A 14,489-nucleotide genomic window follows, 5' to 3' on the forward strand; every position below is an offset into this window, starting at 1 on the left:
GGAAGCTTATAAATCTAGCAGCCAACTATGCTGCGGATCGTTATGAAATTGCCAGGCGCGCTTTGGGCCGGCCATCACGTTCAAATAATAGGACTCGTAGCCATAAGGCACGGTGACCGGGTGATACCCCTTGGGCACCGTGACCAGATCGTTGTTCTCCACGGCCATGGCCTGATCGATGCTGCGATCGTCGGTGTACACGCGCTGGAACACATAGCCCTGGGGCGGATTGACCTGATGGTAATAGGTTTCTTCGAGAAAGCTCTGGTGCGGCAAATCATCCGTGTCGTGCTTGTGTGGCGGGTAGCTGGACGAGTGGCCGGAGGGCGTGCGCACTTCCACCACCAGCAACGAATGCGCGGGCTCGGAATCGGGAAGGATGTCGCAGACGTAACGGGTGTTGGCCGCCCGACCGCGCACGCTGCGTTTCATCGTGTCCGGTTTGATCAACCGCGCCGGCAAGTCTTTGGACGCATCGCCTGGCGCGGCACACACGGCAATCTGCACTGCGCTCAACGCCGTGACTTCGGCCTGACTGCCCGGCGGCAGGTACACGGCGAAGGGCGATTTGTCCTCGAACACGGACTGCCGATCGCCGAGGTTTTCCCAGTTGAAACCGCCCTGCCCCGGCGCCTCGCCGCTAACGCTGATGCGGCCGCTTAGCAGCACCAGGCAGATTTCCTTGTCGCCCGCGCTCACTGGCAGGCGTTCGCCGACACTGAGTCGGTGGGCGGAGAACCCGACGTACGTCATCACGCCGTCGGCCAGCGCTACCACGTCGCGGCCGTCGGCCTTGCTCTTGACCAAGAGATTCATGTTCACAGGCTCCTGTGTTCAGGCGGTTGTTGAGACGTGCTGGGTGGTTGAAGCGCGTAGTGAGTTTGCGCGGCGGCAAGCAACGTGCGCAGGGTCTCGTAGCCCTTCTTCGCGTAGGCATAGCTCGGCGCGACCGCCGGGTCCTGTTCCGCTTCGACCACCAGCCAGCCCTGGTAACCGGCTTGCATCAACACGTCCAGCAGCGCGGCGAAATTGATGTCGCCATCGCCCGGTACGGTGAAGGTACCGTTGACGATGCAGTCCGGAAAGCTCCAGAGGTTGTTGCGCGCCAGTTGCACCACCGGCTTGCGCACGTCCTTGAAATGCACGTGGCAGACGCGATTGATGTGTTTGCTCAGCACTTGAAGCGGTTCGCCGCCGCCCATGTAGCAGTGACCGGAATCGAACAGCAGGCCGACCTCGTCGCCGGTCAGGGCCATCAGCGTGTCAATGTCCTCCGGCGATTCCACATACGCCCCCATGTGGTGGTGATAGGCCAGACGCACGCCCTGGGACAGCGTGAACCGGGCGAGTTCGGTGAGTTTGTCGGCATAGGCCTGCCAGGCGCTGGCGCTGTGGAAGCGCGGCCGCTCGACCAGTCGGATGCGCTGGCCCTGAATCGAATCGGCGACTTCGCCATACACCAGCACCGTGGCGCCGTTGTGCTTGAGCAGTTCGACGTGGCTGGCGATGGCGTCGATTTCCTCGGCCGCCGAACGGCTGGCGAGCCGACCGGAATACCAGCCCGACACCAGCGCCAGGTCATATGGGCGCAACACATCGGCCACGCCTTGGCCGTCTTTGGGGAATTTACCGTTGAGCTCGAAGCCTTCGTAGCCGATCTCTTTGCCCTCGCTGAGCGCCGTGCTCAGGGGCGTTTCGCCACCGAGGGCCGGGAGGTCGTCGTTGCTCCAGGAAATCGGGTTGATGCCAATTCGGATTGCAGAAGCGGGCATGGCTGCACCTTTATTGTTGTTATCTCGTTCAACTGAACACATAGGCTGCGGGTTCTGACTTCAGGCCCGAGCGTCGCGCCAGGATTCGATCAGGAAACCGAAGTTGCTCTGCACCCGAGTGATCAGCTCCGCGTCATCGATTTCGCCCTCCAGCCAGGCTCGGCTGGGCTCGTGAAAGATCGTACGGCCGACGGCGAAACCCCGGCAGGTGGTGCTTTTCGCCGCCTGACGAAAGCCGGCCGCCAGTGTTTCGGCGGGCGCGTTCAGCCCCAGCAAGACCACACCCCGGCAGTACGGATCGCGCTCGTGAATCAGCGCGTCGAGCTGCTCCCAGACCTCGGCGGGCTGCGATTCGATTTTCCACCACGCCGGGTAAATGCCGAGGTTGTAGAGGCGCTTGAGGGAACGGTAGATGACGTCCGGGTGGGTCGAAGGATGATCCTTGGGCGGAATCACTTCCAGCAGCAGTTCGTGACCGCTGGCCAGCGACGCCTGATACAGGCCCAGCAATTGCGCTTCCTGCTCAAGGCGCAGCATCGGCTCGTCGTCCGGATGGTATTGCACCAGGCACTTGATGATCTGCTCTTGAGGCCAGCTTTGCAGGGTACTGCCCACCGAACGCCCGTGCTCGAACGCCAGCGGGCGCGAGCCCTGCACCTCCACCGGGCGGGCCACCCACCAGCCGCGCCCGCTGGCCGCGTTCAGTGAGTCCTGACCAAAGCGCTGATCCGCCAGCACGCCGACATCGGCCGCGATGCCGCGCGTGTGCAAATCAGCCTCGACCCGCGCGACCGCTTGAACGAACAACTGCTTGAGCTGGCCGATGCAGGCCGGATCGCGCCCGGCCTTTTGCGCCAGCTCGACCAGTTGGCCGCGATGATCGAAGGCGAAAATGAACAGTGGCTGCCACTCGCGACGGGGCACGCTGACCCGGTGCAGGCGCTGCAGCACCGCGTCCTGATCGGGTCGGGTAATCGGCACCGGGCTGTTGAACAAATATTCCAGCTCGACCAGCGTCGGCATGGCCGGCGCACAGGCGTGGCGCGACACCACCAGACCGCCGCAGGCATTGGCTAACTGGCAGCAGCGCTCGTCGCTGTCGTCGTTGAGCCAGCCCTTGAGGAAGCCGGACATGAACGCGTCGCCCGCGCCCAGCACATTCAGCACTTCCACGCGTACGCCGGGGTAAATCGCGCCGTCTTCGAGCTTCGCCGGAATCGCCCCGTGAATCACCGTGCAACCCTGGGGCCCGAGTTTCACCACCAGGGTCGCGGCACTGAGCTCGCGGACCCGGCGCAGGGCGGTGAGCAAATCGGTCGAGCCGCCGGCGATGAGGAATTCTTCTTCGGTGCCGACGATCAGGTCGAAGCGCGGCAGAATGCGCTGTACGTGCTGGCTGACGGCGTCGTTGGCGACAAAGCGCGTCTCGCCGTCAGCCTTGCCGGCCAGGCCCCAGAGCACCGGGCGGTAATCGATGTCGAGGACGCGTTTGACGTTGTGTTTTTCGGCGTAGTCCAGCGCCTGACTGCTGGCGCGGAACACCTGATCGGTAGAGAAATGCGTGCCGGTGATCAACAGCGCCTTGCTGGAGGCGATCTGCGCTTCATGGATGTCTTCGGGTTGCAGCGCCATGTCGGCGCAGTTCTCGCGGTAGAACACCAGCGGAAAGGTTTCGCGGTCCTTGATGCCGAGCAGGACCATGGCGGTCAGGCGTTCGGCGTCGACCTTGATGCCACTGACATCACAGCCCTCCCGTGCCAGGGATTCGACGAGAAACCGGCCCATGTGGTCGTCGCCGACGCGGGTCAGCATGGCTGATTTCACGCCCAACCGTGCGGTGCCGAAGGCGATGTTGGCGGAGGAGCCGCCGAGGTATTTGGCGAAACTGCTGACGTCCTCCAGGCGCGCGCCGATCTGCTGTGCATAGAGATCGACGCCCAGGCGCCCGAGACAAATTACGTCCAGCTGACGCCCGGTGGCAAAACGAGTCTGGCCCATGCCGGCCCCTCTTCTTTTATTGTTATGGGTTTGATTGCTGATGCCCTTGCCCACAAACGCGATGCTTGCAAGCGAGTTCGTGGATGCAGACTAGAACGGCGCCGGGCCTTGATCAATGAATTTTTCTAAATTATTATCATGTGGAATATTTATTCCACTTTGCATTGCGGGTCGCAGCCTGCAAAACTGGCCGCCTGTGTACCCCGACCCTCTGCCACGCAACCACCCGCCAAAGGATTTGCATGTATGCCCAGCCTCGATCAGCCAGGCTCTCCCGACACCGCAACCGACGGTTTAACGCCCGTCAATGCCGCGCCCGAGACCGCCGATGCACTGCTCAAGCTGATCACGGCCGAATACGAGACCCTGCCGCGCCAGCTCAAGCGCATCGCCAGCTACATGAGCCAGCAGAGCGACCGGATCATGGTCGACCGCATCAGCGACATCGCCCGGGAATGCGAGGTGCACCCTTCCGCCATCGTGCGGTTCTCCCAGCGCTTCGGCTTCAGCGGGTTCAGCGAAATGCAGGCGCTGTTTCGCGAGGCCTACACCCACAAAGCCACGCCGGTGCAAAACTACCAGCAACGCATTCGCAGCATGATCGCCAACAAATCGCAGAAGGCCAGCGCAGGCGATCTGGCCCGCGAATGCGTCAATGCCACGCTGTCGGGGCTGGAGCGGCTGGCCCTGGAGCTGGACGACGAAGCTTTCGAGAAAGCCGTGGACCTGGTGGTCAACGCCGACAACATCTACGTGGTCGGGGTGCGCCGCTCCTTCGCCGTCGCCGACTATCTGGTCTACAACCTGCAGCACACTAACAAACGCATCCACCTGATTTCAGGCCTCGGCGGCAGTTACCGAGAGCAGATGCGCAGCGTGCGCGCCAATGATCTGGTGATCGCCATCAGCTTCACGCCCTATGGCAAGGAAACCCAGCACTGCCTGCGCATCGCACAGCATCATCAAGCCAAGACGTTGATCATTACTGACAGCAACCTGTCGCCGCTGGCCAAGCGTGCGAATGCCGTGCTGCTGGTCAACGAAGGCAGCTCGTTCGCGTTTCGTTCGCTCAGCGCTACGTTGTGTTTGTGTCAGGCGCTGTTCATTGCCGTGGCCTATCGCCTGGAGCTGAAGGTGGACGAGATCTCCGAACAGGCCGGCTTCGACGACTGATCACTGACGACCTTGTACAAACCCGATGAAATGTACAACTTTGGTATAGCTTTCTAACATCACCTGCGTGATTATCTGCTTCACTGCAAATGGACTTCGCATCTGAGCTGCTTCTCGCTCGCCAGGTCATGGATCAGGACCACACCTCATCCACTTGCCTGAGCCGCCATCATGTTTTTCGACTCGTCCAAGAATAAAACCATCCAGGACCTGCAACTGACCGTCGCCCATCAGGCCAGCCTGCTGGAGGCGATCAATCGCTCGATGGCCAGCATCGAGTTCGATCTGAACGGCGTGGTGCTCAAGGCAAACGACAACTTCTTCAAAACCATGCGCTACCGGCCCGAGCAGGTCATCGGCAAGGAACACCGCATGTTCTGCACGCCCGAACACGCCCGCAGCCCTGAGTACGCGCAGTTGTGGTCGCGCTTGCGTAACGGCGAGTTCGTGTCGTCCACTTTCGAGCGCGTCGCGGGCGATGGCAGCACCGTGTGGCTGGAGGCCAGTTACAACGCGGTCAGGGACTCGGACGGCAAGGTCATCCGGGTGGTCAAGTACGCCATGGACGTGACCGCCAAGCTTCAGGCCGAGAGTGAGACGCGCAACAAATTGCAGGCCATCGACCGCGCCATGGCCATCATCGAGTTCGATCTGGATGGCACGATCATCGCCGCCAACGACAACCTGTTGCGCTTGTTGGGCTATAGCCGGCAGGAGCTGTTGGGCAAGAACCACAAGATGCTTTGCCCGCCGGAGCTGGCCAATAGCGCCGATTACCAGGATTTCTGGCGTCGGCTGAACAAGGGCGAGTTCTGCAGCGATCAGTTCAAACGTGTCGGCAAGCAGGGTCGGACGCTCTGGCTTGAGGCGTCTTATAACCCGGTGTACGACGCCAGTGGCAAGTTGTGGAAGGTGGTGAAGTTTGCGTCGGATGTGACCGCGCGCATCGAAAAGCACGAGCAGGATTCCCACAGCGCTGCGCAGGCGTATCACATTTCGGTGCAGACGCAGAAGTATGCCGAGCAGGGCACGCTGGTGATCCAGCAGGCGGCCAGTGAGATGCGTCAGATTTCGCAGAACATCGATGATTCGTCGCGGATCATTGGTCAGTTGGGTGAGCGGTCGGAGCAGATTACGGCAATCGTGAATACGATTCGCAGTATTGCGGATCAGACGAACCTGCTGGCGTTGAATGCGGCGATCGAGGCGGCTCGGGCCGGGGATCAGGGCCGTGGTTTTGCGGTGGTGGCCGATGAGGTTCGGCAACTGGCGGGGCGCACGAGCCGGTCGACGCAGGAGATTTCGGAGATGATTCAGGTGATTCAGACCGAGACGCGGCAGGCGATTGTGAGTATGGACAATACGCGGAGCACGGCGGTGAAGGGTGTGGATCTGGCGGATCAGGCGGGGGATGCGATTGTGCAGATCAGTTCGGGGACGAATGATGCGGTGGATGCCGTACGGATGTTCGCCGGGCGGGATTGATCTTAAGATCAAGAGCAAGATCAAGGGCGTCTGCCTGGGGGCAGACTGTTTCGCCTTCGGCGACTTACTTTTGAAAAGCACCAAAAGTAAGCAAAAGTGCCTGCTCTCGGTTTGGCCCTTCCTTCGTCAGGGTTCCTTCACTCCGGTCTCGCTCCGTGGGCCCGCGCCGAACGGACATCCATGTCCTGACGGCGCTCTCGCCGCATCCATGCGGCTCGGCCCACTCCGCGAGACCTGCGTTCAGCCTGCACCAAAGTCGCGATTGGCGGTGTCCGGGCTGGCTGGGTACGAAGATCAAAAGCAGATCAAAAGCTTCCCGGCTGAAGCCGGTCCTACAGTCACCGCCAATCTTACTGAATGCGCGCGCTGCTGTTAGTGGGACCGGCTTTAGCCGGGAAGGGGCCAGTCTGGGCAGCACTTCTCTTGGACTGAATTAAGGGGCTGATTTATTTACAACGCTTCACCGTGAATTAATCTGTCCCCTGCCCGCCCAATCTAATCCATCTCCTCGCCTACAAATTCCCTTCATTCTTGCTCCGCATCGCCTTCGCGCGCTTTTCCAAAACAACGTAGACCACCAGCGCAATCATCAGCGGAATCAGGAAGTAGATCACCCGATAGCCAATCAGCGCGGCCAGCAGTTGGCCTTTGCTGAATTGGTGTTGCATGAGGGTGATGAAGACGGTTTCCAGCACACCCAGCCCGGCGGGGATGTGGGCGATGACGCCGGCGATGCTGCTGATCAGCAGGATCCCGAGCACCGCCGGGTAGAAGGCTTTTTCCGGGAGCAGCACGTAGATCAGCAGCGCCATCAGTCCCCAGTTCAGGGCGCCCAGCAACGCCTGGCGCATGGCCTGGTTCAGCGAGGGCAGCACAAACTGTTGCTTGCGAACGGTCCAGGTGCGTTTTTTGGAGAAGCGACAGGCCAGGAAGTACGACAGGCAGATTGCCAGCAAGACAAAGCCGATCAGTTGCAACGAGGTGTCGCCAATCTTCCAGCCGTCGGGCAGGTCGACGAAGTCCCCGGCAAACACGAAACCGGCCAGCAGCATGTAGCCCAGCCAGTTGGTGATCAGGCTCAGGCTAAGGATGCGTGTGATGGTCGGCACGTCCAGCCCCAGCCGCGAGTACAGCCGATAGCGAAGCGCGATCCCGCCGACCCATGAACTCAGGTTGAGGTTGAAGGCGTAGCAAACAAACGTAACCGGGATGATCTGTTTCACCGCCAGTTTGTGTTCGGTGTAGCGCCGCGCCAGGACGTCGAAGCAGCAGTAGGTCAGGTAGCTGCCCGCTGCGATGACGAAACCCAGCGCCAGGGTGCTGAGCTTGTAGGACTCCAGCGCATGCATCACCTCGTTCCAGTCGAGGTTTTTCATCAGCGTGTACAGCAACACCGGCACGGCGATGAAGAAGAACAGCGTGAAGGCGCGCTTGGCCCACTTCAGCCACGGACGATTCTTGCCCGCATCGGCCGGTTTCTGCTCGTGGGCCGAGGTTTGGGAGACGCCGGTCACAGGGATTTCTCCTGATCGGCCGGCAGCTCGTTTTTAAGCACGGCAGCTTCCGGCAGGGTTTCCGGAGCGCGCAGCGGTTTCAGCCGTGGGCCGTGCACCGGGAACAGGCCAGCAATTGCCGGGAAGTGCCTCAGGAAGTGGAAGCTGAGGAAGATCATCGGCGCGCGCCACCACTGCCCTTTCGCCAGGCCCTTGAGGTTGACCTGTTTGCTGTGGGCCACGGCGAGGTCGCGCAGGTGCTCGTGCAAGCGCTGGTTCAAGGCGTGGTCGCGAATGAACAGGTTGGCCTCCAGGTTCAGTGCGAGGCTCAAGGGGTCGAGGTTGCTGGAGCCTACGGTTGACCACTCGTGGTCGATCAGCGCGACTTTGCCGTGCAGCGCCCGCTGTGTGTACTCATGAATGACCACGCCTTCGCGCAGCAGCCAGGTGTAGGTCAGGCGCGAGCACACGCGCACGAACGGCATGTCCGGTTGGCCCTGAAGGATCAGCGTGACTTTCACCCCCCGACGGGCCGCGTTGCGCAGCTCACGCAGGAACCGGTAGCTGGGGAAGAAGTAGGCGTTGGCGATGGTGATGCGCTGAGTCGCGTTGCGCATCGCCAGCAGGTATTGCTCTTCGATGTCGGTGGTGTGGTGACGGTTGTCGCGTTCGGCGAGCAACATCCGTGCGCTGCCGGCCTGACGCGTCACCGGCTTGAGCGGCGTGAAGGTCTTGCGCACGGCGGGGCCGAGCATGCCCAGTGTCGAGCGATAGATGTCCGCAACAATCGGTCCGCGCACCAGCACCGCGTAGTCCTGCTTTGCGGTTATGCCGGTGTCGGCCATGTGGTCGACGCTGTAGTTGATCCCGCCCATAAACGACGTCTCGCCATCGATCACCACCACTTTGCGGTGCAGGCGCCGGAACAGGTTGGTGCGCATGCCCATCAATTTCGGGCGCGGGTCGAACAGCTGAATCTGCACGCCGGCTTCAATCATCTTGCTGACGAACGCTGTGCTCAGGTCGCTGGTGCCGTAGTCGTCCACCGTGATGACCACGCGCACGCCACGGCTGGCGGCGGCAATCACCGCCTGCTGCAAACCCTCGCCGATACGGTCTTCGAAAATGATAAAGGTCTCGATCAGCACTTCTTCGCGCGCCGCACGAATGGCGTCGAACACCCGGGCGAAAAAGTCTTCGCCGTTGATCAACAACTCCACCGAGTTGCCGTCTCGCCAAAGGCCGCACATGGCGCCCATCGCTCTCATACCCCTCATAGCGTTACCTCCACCGCCAACGGCGCATGATCGGAAAGGTGCGACCAGGGGCGATTCGACATCACCCTGGGCGACCGGATGTGCGCGTTGCGCACGTAAATGCGGTCCAGGCGCAGCAATGGGAAGCGCGCCGGAAAGCTCTTCGCCGGCGCACCAAATGATTCAACAAACACCTCGCGCAGCCCGGCAGCATTCAACACGCTATCGGCCTTCTGCCGCCAATCGTTAAAATCCCCTGCCACAATCACCGGCGCATCCGCAGGCAACCGGCCCACCAGGTCGGCGATCAACTTAAGCTGCTGCTGGCGATGAACCTCCTTAAGGCCCAGGTGCACACACACTGCGTGCAGCTCGCCGAAATGCGGCACGTCCAGCACGCAATGCAGCAGGCCGCGCTCTTCGGTGCCGTGGATCGAGATGTCGAGGTTCTCATGGCGAATGATCGGGTACTTGGACAGCAACGCATTACCGTGGTGACCATGGGGATACACGGCATTGCGGCCGTAGGCGAAATCCTTCCACATGCTGTCGGCGAGGAATTCGTACTGCGAGGTGGTCGGCCAGTTCTTCACGTTCTGCGCGTGGTCCTGATGCTCGCCGTGGACTTCTTGCAGGAAGACGATATCGGCGGACACCGTGCGCACCGCGTCGCGCAGCTCCGGCAGGATGAAGCGTTTGTTGAGGAAACCGAAGCCCATGTGCATGTTCATGGTCAGCACGTTGAGCGTGACTGAGGCCGACGCGCTTTGTCGTCGGCCGTTAAGGTCTTCGGGGATCAGGGCACTGGTCACAACGTGGCTCCATGCAAATCGCCTGGCGCAACTTCCAGGTTTTCAGTGAGATTGAAACGCTCAAGCAACCGGCGCGCGTCATAGGGGGCGCGAACCTTGATGTCGTTGTCGAAATAGCAAAAGACGTCGCGGGACTTCCGGGCTCGAGGGGCCTTGTCCACGATCACTTGGGCATCCCTGGGCTGCGCGCCCCGCTGCCAGGCATCGATGCGGTCGCCCCAGTGCTTGATCGCCTCATCGGAATAGCCGCTGGCGTAGAGTTCCTTGTCGCCATGCAAGCGCACATAGACGAAATCGGTGGCGAGGTCTTCGACGTGGGGCCACTTGCCAGCGGTGTCCGCGACCACCAATGCGACCTTGTATTTGCGCAGCAGCGCGACGAACGCCGGCACTAGAAAACTTTCATGACGGATTTCAACGGCGTGACGCACCTTCAGGCGGGCCGGAATGTCCAGGTAGCCAGGCTGTTGCAAGCGTTCGGCGCACTTTTTGGCGCAGGCCTTCGCCGCTTTACCGTCGTGGGGTAACAACTTCAGAAAATGCTCGAAGCGCTCGGCGTCGAATGTGAAGTTAGGGGCGAACTGCCAAAGAATCGGCCCCAGTTTTTCCTTAAGCTGGAAAAGACCGGAAGCGAAGAAGTTGGCGACGGGCTCGTCAATCTCTTTGAGGCGGCGGACATGGGTGATGTAACGCGGGCCCTTGACGCTGAAGACGAATCCCTTCGGCGTGTCCTCGTACCAACGCGCGTACAGGTCAGGCGATTGCAATGAGTAGAACGAGCCATTGATTTCGATGCTGTTCACGGCTCTGGAGGCGAATTTCAACTCGTTTTTCTGCGTCAGGCCGACGGGATAGAAATCCCCGCGCCATGGCGTGTAACGCCAGCCTGAAATGCCGATATGAATGTCGCCCATGCCCGTGCTCTCTCATGTCCTGTCGCGGCACCTGCCCCGACACTTCTGAACAAGAGATAAGAAGCTTGAGAACGTGGCAGGTTCCCTGGCTTTTTGCCGGCGTTATGGCGCAGATTGCGGCAGGCTGCACCACCGCCGGCGCTCAGGACTCGGCCATGGCCCTTTTGACCTTTTCCCGCGCACCACAGACATTCATCTGACACCAGCGGCGGCGTCCGTTTTTCGACGTATCAAGAAACAGCCAGTCGCAGTCAGGCGTGGCACAGGCCCGCAGACGCGTCAGATCGCAGGAGGTGAGCAGCGCCGCCGCCTGCACCGCGAGACGACCGATAAACCCAGCCGTCATCGAGTTCAGGTCTTCACCGACACGCCAGCGCCAGATCACACCCGCTGGCGTCAACACCAGCAAACGCTGATCAGCGGTCTCGACCAGCGCCTGATTCAACGCATCAAGGCCGGCTTGGTCGGCATCGTGGCCCAGCGCCAGCGGCAGCAATAAGCGATACAGCGCTTCTCGGAAATCGATCAACTGTCCAAATGCCGTCACCGTGTGCCAGGACGAATCCTGTACCAGCGCGACGAAGTGCTGATGCTCCTGATCGTCGATCAGCCCGGCGTGGCGAAACCAATGGACGATGTCCTCCAGATTGCCCAGCTTGTCGACGACCTCCCGCAACCCCGTGCCCGGACGACGGCCGTCACAGGTATTAAGGTAGTCCAGCACCGCAGCACCGCCGACGAGACGGATGGCGTTGATCTTCAGCTGTCCGATAGACATGGCATGCCCTCAGTTTGAAGCGATGAGGGAATGATGGCAGAGAAGTGAGGGGGTGCTGAAGTTTCGGACGGTCGTGGTAAGCCGGCCCATCCATCAAAACACCGACCAGCCAATCCGCGAACTCAGCAACTCCAGCGCCGCCATTCCGGCGAGCGAATTCCCTGCGGCATTCAGCTCCGGCGACCACACGCATACGGTGAACTGCCCCGGCACGATTGCCACGATTCCGCCCCCTACCCCGCTCTTGCCCGGTAACCCCACGCGGTACGCGAAATTGCCGGCCTCGTCATACAGCCCGCTGGTGGCCATGATCGAATTCACTTGTTGGGTCTGGCGCGGCGTGAGGATCTGCTCACCGCTGTGTTTGCAGAACCCGTTGTTCGCCAGAAAGCAGAATGCCCGGGCGAGATCCAGGCAGCTCATCTTCAGCGCGCAGCAACTGAAATAACTGCGCAGCACGGTTTCAACTTCGTTATGAAAATTGCCGAATGACTGCATCAGGTAGGCCATGGCCGCGTTGCGTGCGCGGAATTGATATTCGGAATCCGCCACGCGGGCATCGATCAATACCTGAGGATTGCCCGACAGCCGCCGCACGAAATCGCGCATGGACAAGGTCGGTGCGGCGAACCGCGACTGGTTGATGTCGCAGATCACCAGAGCGCCGGCATTAATGAAGGGGTTACGCGGCCGCCCGCGCTCGAATTCCAGCTGCACCAGCGAGTTGAACGGCTGACCCGACGGCTCATGACCCAGGCGCTCCCAAATGGCTTCGCCGGAATGGCCGATCGCCTGAACCAGGCTGAACACCTTGGAAATGCTCTGCACCGAAAACGGCTCCAGCGCATCGCCCGCGCAGTAATAGGTGCCATCGTTGCCATACACGGCAATGCCCAACTGCTGCGCCGGCACGTCGCCTAACGCGGGAATGTAATCAGCCACCTTGCCCTGGCCGATCAAGGGACGCACTTCGTCGAGAATCTCGTTCAACAGCGTTTGCATGGAAGGTCCTGGCGGTGATGCCCTGACGGCAGCAGGGGTTAGGGTTCATGACGAATGTTGGAGGTGTGGGATCACACTTTTGGACAGGATTTTGGTTTTTGTTGCGGGTGAGTTGGCGCTTTTGTGTTCGCAGGCTTTCTTTGGCCATCAGCTCTTATGGCGCTTTTTTTTGGAAATTGGCCCTGCCATCAGATCGAGGTGTCGGCTCCGAATGCTTGCCGCAGGACGGTGATGGCTTGCTCAATGGATGGGCCTTGTATGGATGGCGGATCGGGACGCTCACAGAATTCTCGCCATAAGAAGAGGGTCAGTTCCGCGCCGTCGGTTTGGTTTGACTGGATTGGAAGCGAGCCGAAGGTTTGCAGCGATCTGTAGCGTTCGTCCTTCCAGAACAGCGCCTGATATTGCTCTAAAGTGATGATGTTCGTTTGTGGCAGTCTGCTTCTCTCCAACGCTAGGAGACCCGCATTATAGTTTACGGATTGATAACTGACTTCATTTACGAGGTCGGTACTAGTGTAGGCGAATTCTTGCCTGACGATGAGAAAGAAAATTTCACGCCCTTGCCTCTAGACCAGATAGTTAAGGAATACATTGACGAACGAAATCTACTGAATATCTTCTTCTTGAAAGACAGATCAAGCCTTACATTAAAAAACACCTAACCTCGGAAGTCTTACAATACGCGCACCCTCCGCTCGGGCAAGACACATTATTCGTTGAAGATTATCTCGAAGGCGATTTGTACGTATTCCTGAAAAATTTTCTGGACTTGCTCAAAAAGGAAGTTTAAGCCAGTGCGCGGCTGTAACTTGGTTGAGCAGAGATCAGCTCTGTGCCATCCATACGCTCAGGGTCGGTAGCTACCACTCCCAGCGATGTTTATCCAACTGAAACTCGCCTCGACAACCATCCTCTTCATGGTGAAAATACCTCTCCTGACTCAAACCGGAAATCAACACCACAAGGACCGTCATGCTCCCAGCATTACCCCTCTCCATATCGCCCAACGCCGACACCGCAATTCCAGCCGTAAAGCCAGCGAAGCCTTGGTTAGCCTTCATTTTTGGTACGGTGTTTACCGGCTGGGGCCTGTTCTACGCTGGACGTCCACGTGCCGCTGTTTCCCTGGTTGCGGGGCTATGGGCCTGCCTGGTGATCGGTGGCCAACTCCGCATATTCGGGAGCATGAGCGGACTGTCCGTTATCTTCGGATTGGTGGTGCTCGCAAAATGCATATCCGCTATCAGTGGAGCATGGCTGGCACGTCGCAGGGTCTGGCGCCCCTCTCTACGAAATCATCTATTCTATCTGGCCGGCATGAGCTGCACATTGTGGCTACTCCTGCATGCAGCCGCGTGGCCGTATGTTCTCGGCTTCACAGCAACCCGAATTATCGGCGATGGCATGGCGCCCACGTTGATGACGGGCGACGCCGTGAGTTGTGTAGCGCGTTCTCAATACGATCTGGGTGATGTGGTCATGTATGAACATCCCGCACGCGACTTGATAAAACGCATCGCTGGCCGAGGTGGCGATACAGTGGAATTGGTGTCAGGCGACCTAATGCTTAACGGTCACAACCTGGGTCCTTTTTATGCCAGCACGCAAGCCCAACCTTACTCCCAAACCTTCGAGCCAACCCCGTTAGGCGCGGATCAGGTGTTCATGCTTGGTGACAACCGTGACAACAGTCGCGACAGCCGGTTCGATGGCCCGGTCATGGCCGACCGTATCAAGTGCAAGGTAAGTGAAATTCTCTACTCTGCGCATCAAAATCGAATCGGAAGGCACGTGGACTGATTC

The 14,489-nt window shown here is 59.9% G+C and carries 11 protein-coding genes and 3 pseudogenes; 4 read left to right on the plus strand and 10 right to left on the minus strand.

Annotated elements, in window-relative coordinates:
• Nucleotides 1-6: 6 nt before the first annotated feature.
• Genes iolB through OKW98_RS21585 form a run of 3 tightly spaced genes read right to left on the minus strand, consistent with a single transcriptional unit; the run spans nt 7 to nt 3,770 of the window.
• Nucleotides 7-816, minus strand: coding sequence for a 5-deoxy-glucuronate isomerase (iolB, locus tag OKW98_RS21575; protein ID WP_265386580.1), 810 nt, complete (start codon nt 814-816; stop codon nt 7-9).
• 2 nt (nt 817-818) lie between these two features.
• Entirely contained in the window at nt 819-1,772 is a 954-nt protein-coding gene (gene iolE, locus OKW98_RS21580) for a myo-inosose-2 dehydratase (protein WP_265386581.1), read from the minus strand.
• 60 nt (nt 1,773-1,832) lie between these two features.
• A complete protein-coding gene (locus OKW98_RS21585; RefSeq protein WP_265386582.1) occupies nt 1,833-3,770 on the minus strand; it encodes a bifunctional 5-dehydro-2-deoxygluconokinase/5-dehydro-2-deoxyphosphogluconate aldolase in 1,938 nt (645 codons plus the stop codon).
• Nucleotides 3,771-4,016: 246 nt separating this feature from the next.
• Between OKW98_RS21585 and OKW98_RS21590 the strand changes: the two genes are divergently transcribed.
• The 3 genes and pseudogenes from OKW98_RS21590 to OKW98_RS27670 all read left to right on the plus strand — a co-directional run.
• Nucleotides 4,017-4,943, plus strand: coding sequence for a MurR/RpiR family transcriptional regulator (locus OKW98_RS21590; RefSeq protein ID WP_265386583.1), 927 nt, complete (start codon nt 4,017-4,019; stop codon nt 4,941-4,943).
• Between the two features lie 264 nt (nt 4,944-5,207).
• Nucleotides 5,208-5,843 (plus strand): annotated as a pseudogene (locus tag OKW98_RS27665) (PAS domain-containing protein); the annotation flags it as partial.
• A gap of 153 nt (nt 5,844-5,996) precedes the next feature.
• Nucleotides 5,997-6,428 (plus strand): annotated as a pseudogene (locus OKW98_RS27670) (methyl-accepting chemotaxis protein); the annotation flags it as partial.
• A gap of 512 nt (nt 6,429-6,940) precedes the next feature.
• Here OKW98_RS27670 and OKW98_RS21605 read toward each other — a convergent pair.
• From OKW98_RS21605 to OKW98_RS21635, 7 genes and pseudogenes are all read right to left on the minus strand, one after another.
• The gene (locus OKW98_RS21605) at nt 6,941-7,873 is read right to left on the minus strand and encodes a lysylphosphatidylglycerol synthase domain-containing protein (RefSeq protein WP_265389806.1); all 933 of its coding nucleotides are present in this window, start codon (nt 7,871-7,873) and stop codon (nt 6,941-6,943) included.
• Between the two features lie 65 nt (nt 7,874-7,938).
• Nucleotides 7,939-9,189: a cardiolipin synthase ClsB gene (gene clsB / locus OKW98_RS21610; RefSeq protein WP_416148530.1), complete on the minus strand. Its 1,251-nt coding sequence runs from the start codon at nt 9,187-9,189 to the stop codon at nt 7,939-7,941.
• 5 nt (nt 9,190-9,194) lie between these two features.
• The gene (locus tag OKW98_RS21615; RefSeq protein ID WP_416147516.1) at nt 9,195-9,989 is read right to left on the minus strand and encodes an endonuclease/exonuclease/phosphatase family protein; all 795 of its coding nucleotides are present in this window, start codon (nt 9,987-9,989) and stop codon (nt 9,195-9,197) included.
• A complete protein-coding gene (locus OKW98_RS21620; protein ID WP_265386584.1) occupies nt 9,986-10,903 on the minus strand; it encodes a DUF72 domain-containing protein in 918 nt (305 codons plus the stop codon). Before OKW98_RS21620 ends, OKW98_RS21615 begins: the two co-directional genes overlap by 4 nt.
• 142 nt (nt 10,904-11,045) lie before the next feature.
• Nucleotides 11,046-11,681 (minus strand): CGNR zinc finger domain-containing protein, encoded by a 636-nt coding sequence (locus OKW98_RS21625; RefSeq protein ID WP_265386585.1) that lies wholly within the window; start codon nt 11,679-11,681, stop codon nt 11,046-11,048.
• Between the two features lie 93 nt (nt 11,682-11,774).
• Nucleotides 11,775-12,683 carry a glutaminase B gene (gene glsB, locus OKW98_RS21630; protein WP_265386586.1) on the minus strand — a complete coding sequence of 303 codons (909 nt, stop codon included), beginning with the start codon at nt 12,681-12,683 and terminating at the stop codon, nt 11,775-11,777.
• Between the two features lie 188 nt (nt 12,684-12,871).
• Nucleotides 12,872-13,084: pseudogene (locus OKW98_RS21635) on the minus strand (HIT family protein); the annotation flags it as partial.
• 574 nt (nt 13,085-13,658) lie between these two features.
• On the opposite strand from OKW98_RS21635, the gene lepB reads away from it, so the two are divergent.
• A complete protein-coding gene (gene lepB / locus OKW98_RS21640) occupies nt 13,659-14,486 on the plus strand; it encodes a signal peptidase I (protein ID WP_265386588.1) in 828 nt (275 codons plus the stop codon).
• Nucleotides 14,487-14,489 lie beyond the last annotated feature (3 nt).

Origin of the sequence: Pseudomonas sp. KU26590, from assembly GCF_026153515.1 — a bacterium.
Taxonomy (GTDB): Bacteria; Pseudomonadota; Gammaproteobacteria; order Pseudomonadales; family Pseudomonadaceae; genus Aquipseudomonas.

Excerpts from the sequence above, each read along its gene's own strand:
- iolB (WP_265386580.1), bottom strand. The coding sequence starts at position 816 with ATGAATCTCTTGGTCAAGAGCAAGGCCGACGGCCGCGACGTGGTAGCG.
- iolE (WP_265386581.1), bottom strand. The coding sequence starts at position 1,772 with ATGCCCGCTTCTGCAATCCGAATTGGCATCAACCCGATTTCCTGGAGC.
- OKW98_RS21585 (WP_265386582.1), bottom strand. The coding sequence starts at position 3,770 with ATGGGCCAGACTCGTTTTGCCACCGGGCGTCAGCTGGACGTAATTTGT.
- OKW98_RS21590 (WP_265386583.1), top strand. The coding sequence starts at position 4,017 with ATGCCCAGCCTCGATCAGCCAGGCTCTCCCGACACCGCAACCGACGGT.
- clsB (WP_416148530.1), bottom strand. The coding sequence starts at position 9,189 with ATGAGAGCGATGGGCGCCATGTGCGGCCTTTGGCGAGACGGCAACTCG.
- OKW98_RS21620 (WP_265386584.1), bottom strand. The coding sequence starts at position 10,903 with ATGGGCGACATTCATATCGGCATTTCAGGCTGGCGTTACACGCCATGG.
- OKW98_RS21625 (WP_265386585.1), bottom strand. The coding sequence starts at position 11,681 with ATGTCTATCGGACAGCTGAAGATCAACGCCATCCGTCTCGTCGGCGGT.
- glsB (WP_265386586.1), bottom strand. The coding sequence starts at position 12,683 with ATGCAAACGCTGTTGAACGAGATTCTCGACGAAGTGCGTCCCTTGATC.
- lepB (WP_265386588.1), top strand. The coding sequence starts at position 13,659 with ATGCTCCCAGCATTACCCCTCTCCATATCGCCCAACGCCGACACCGCA.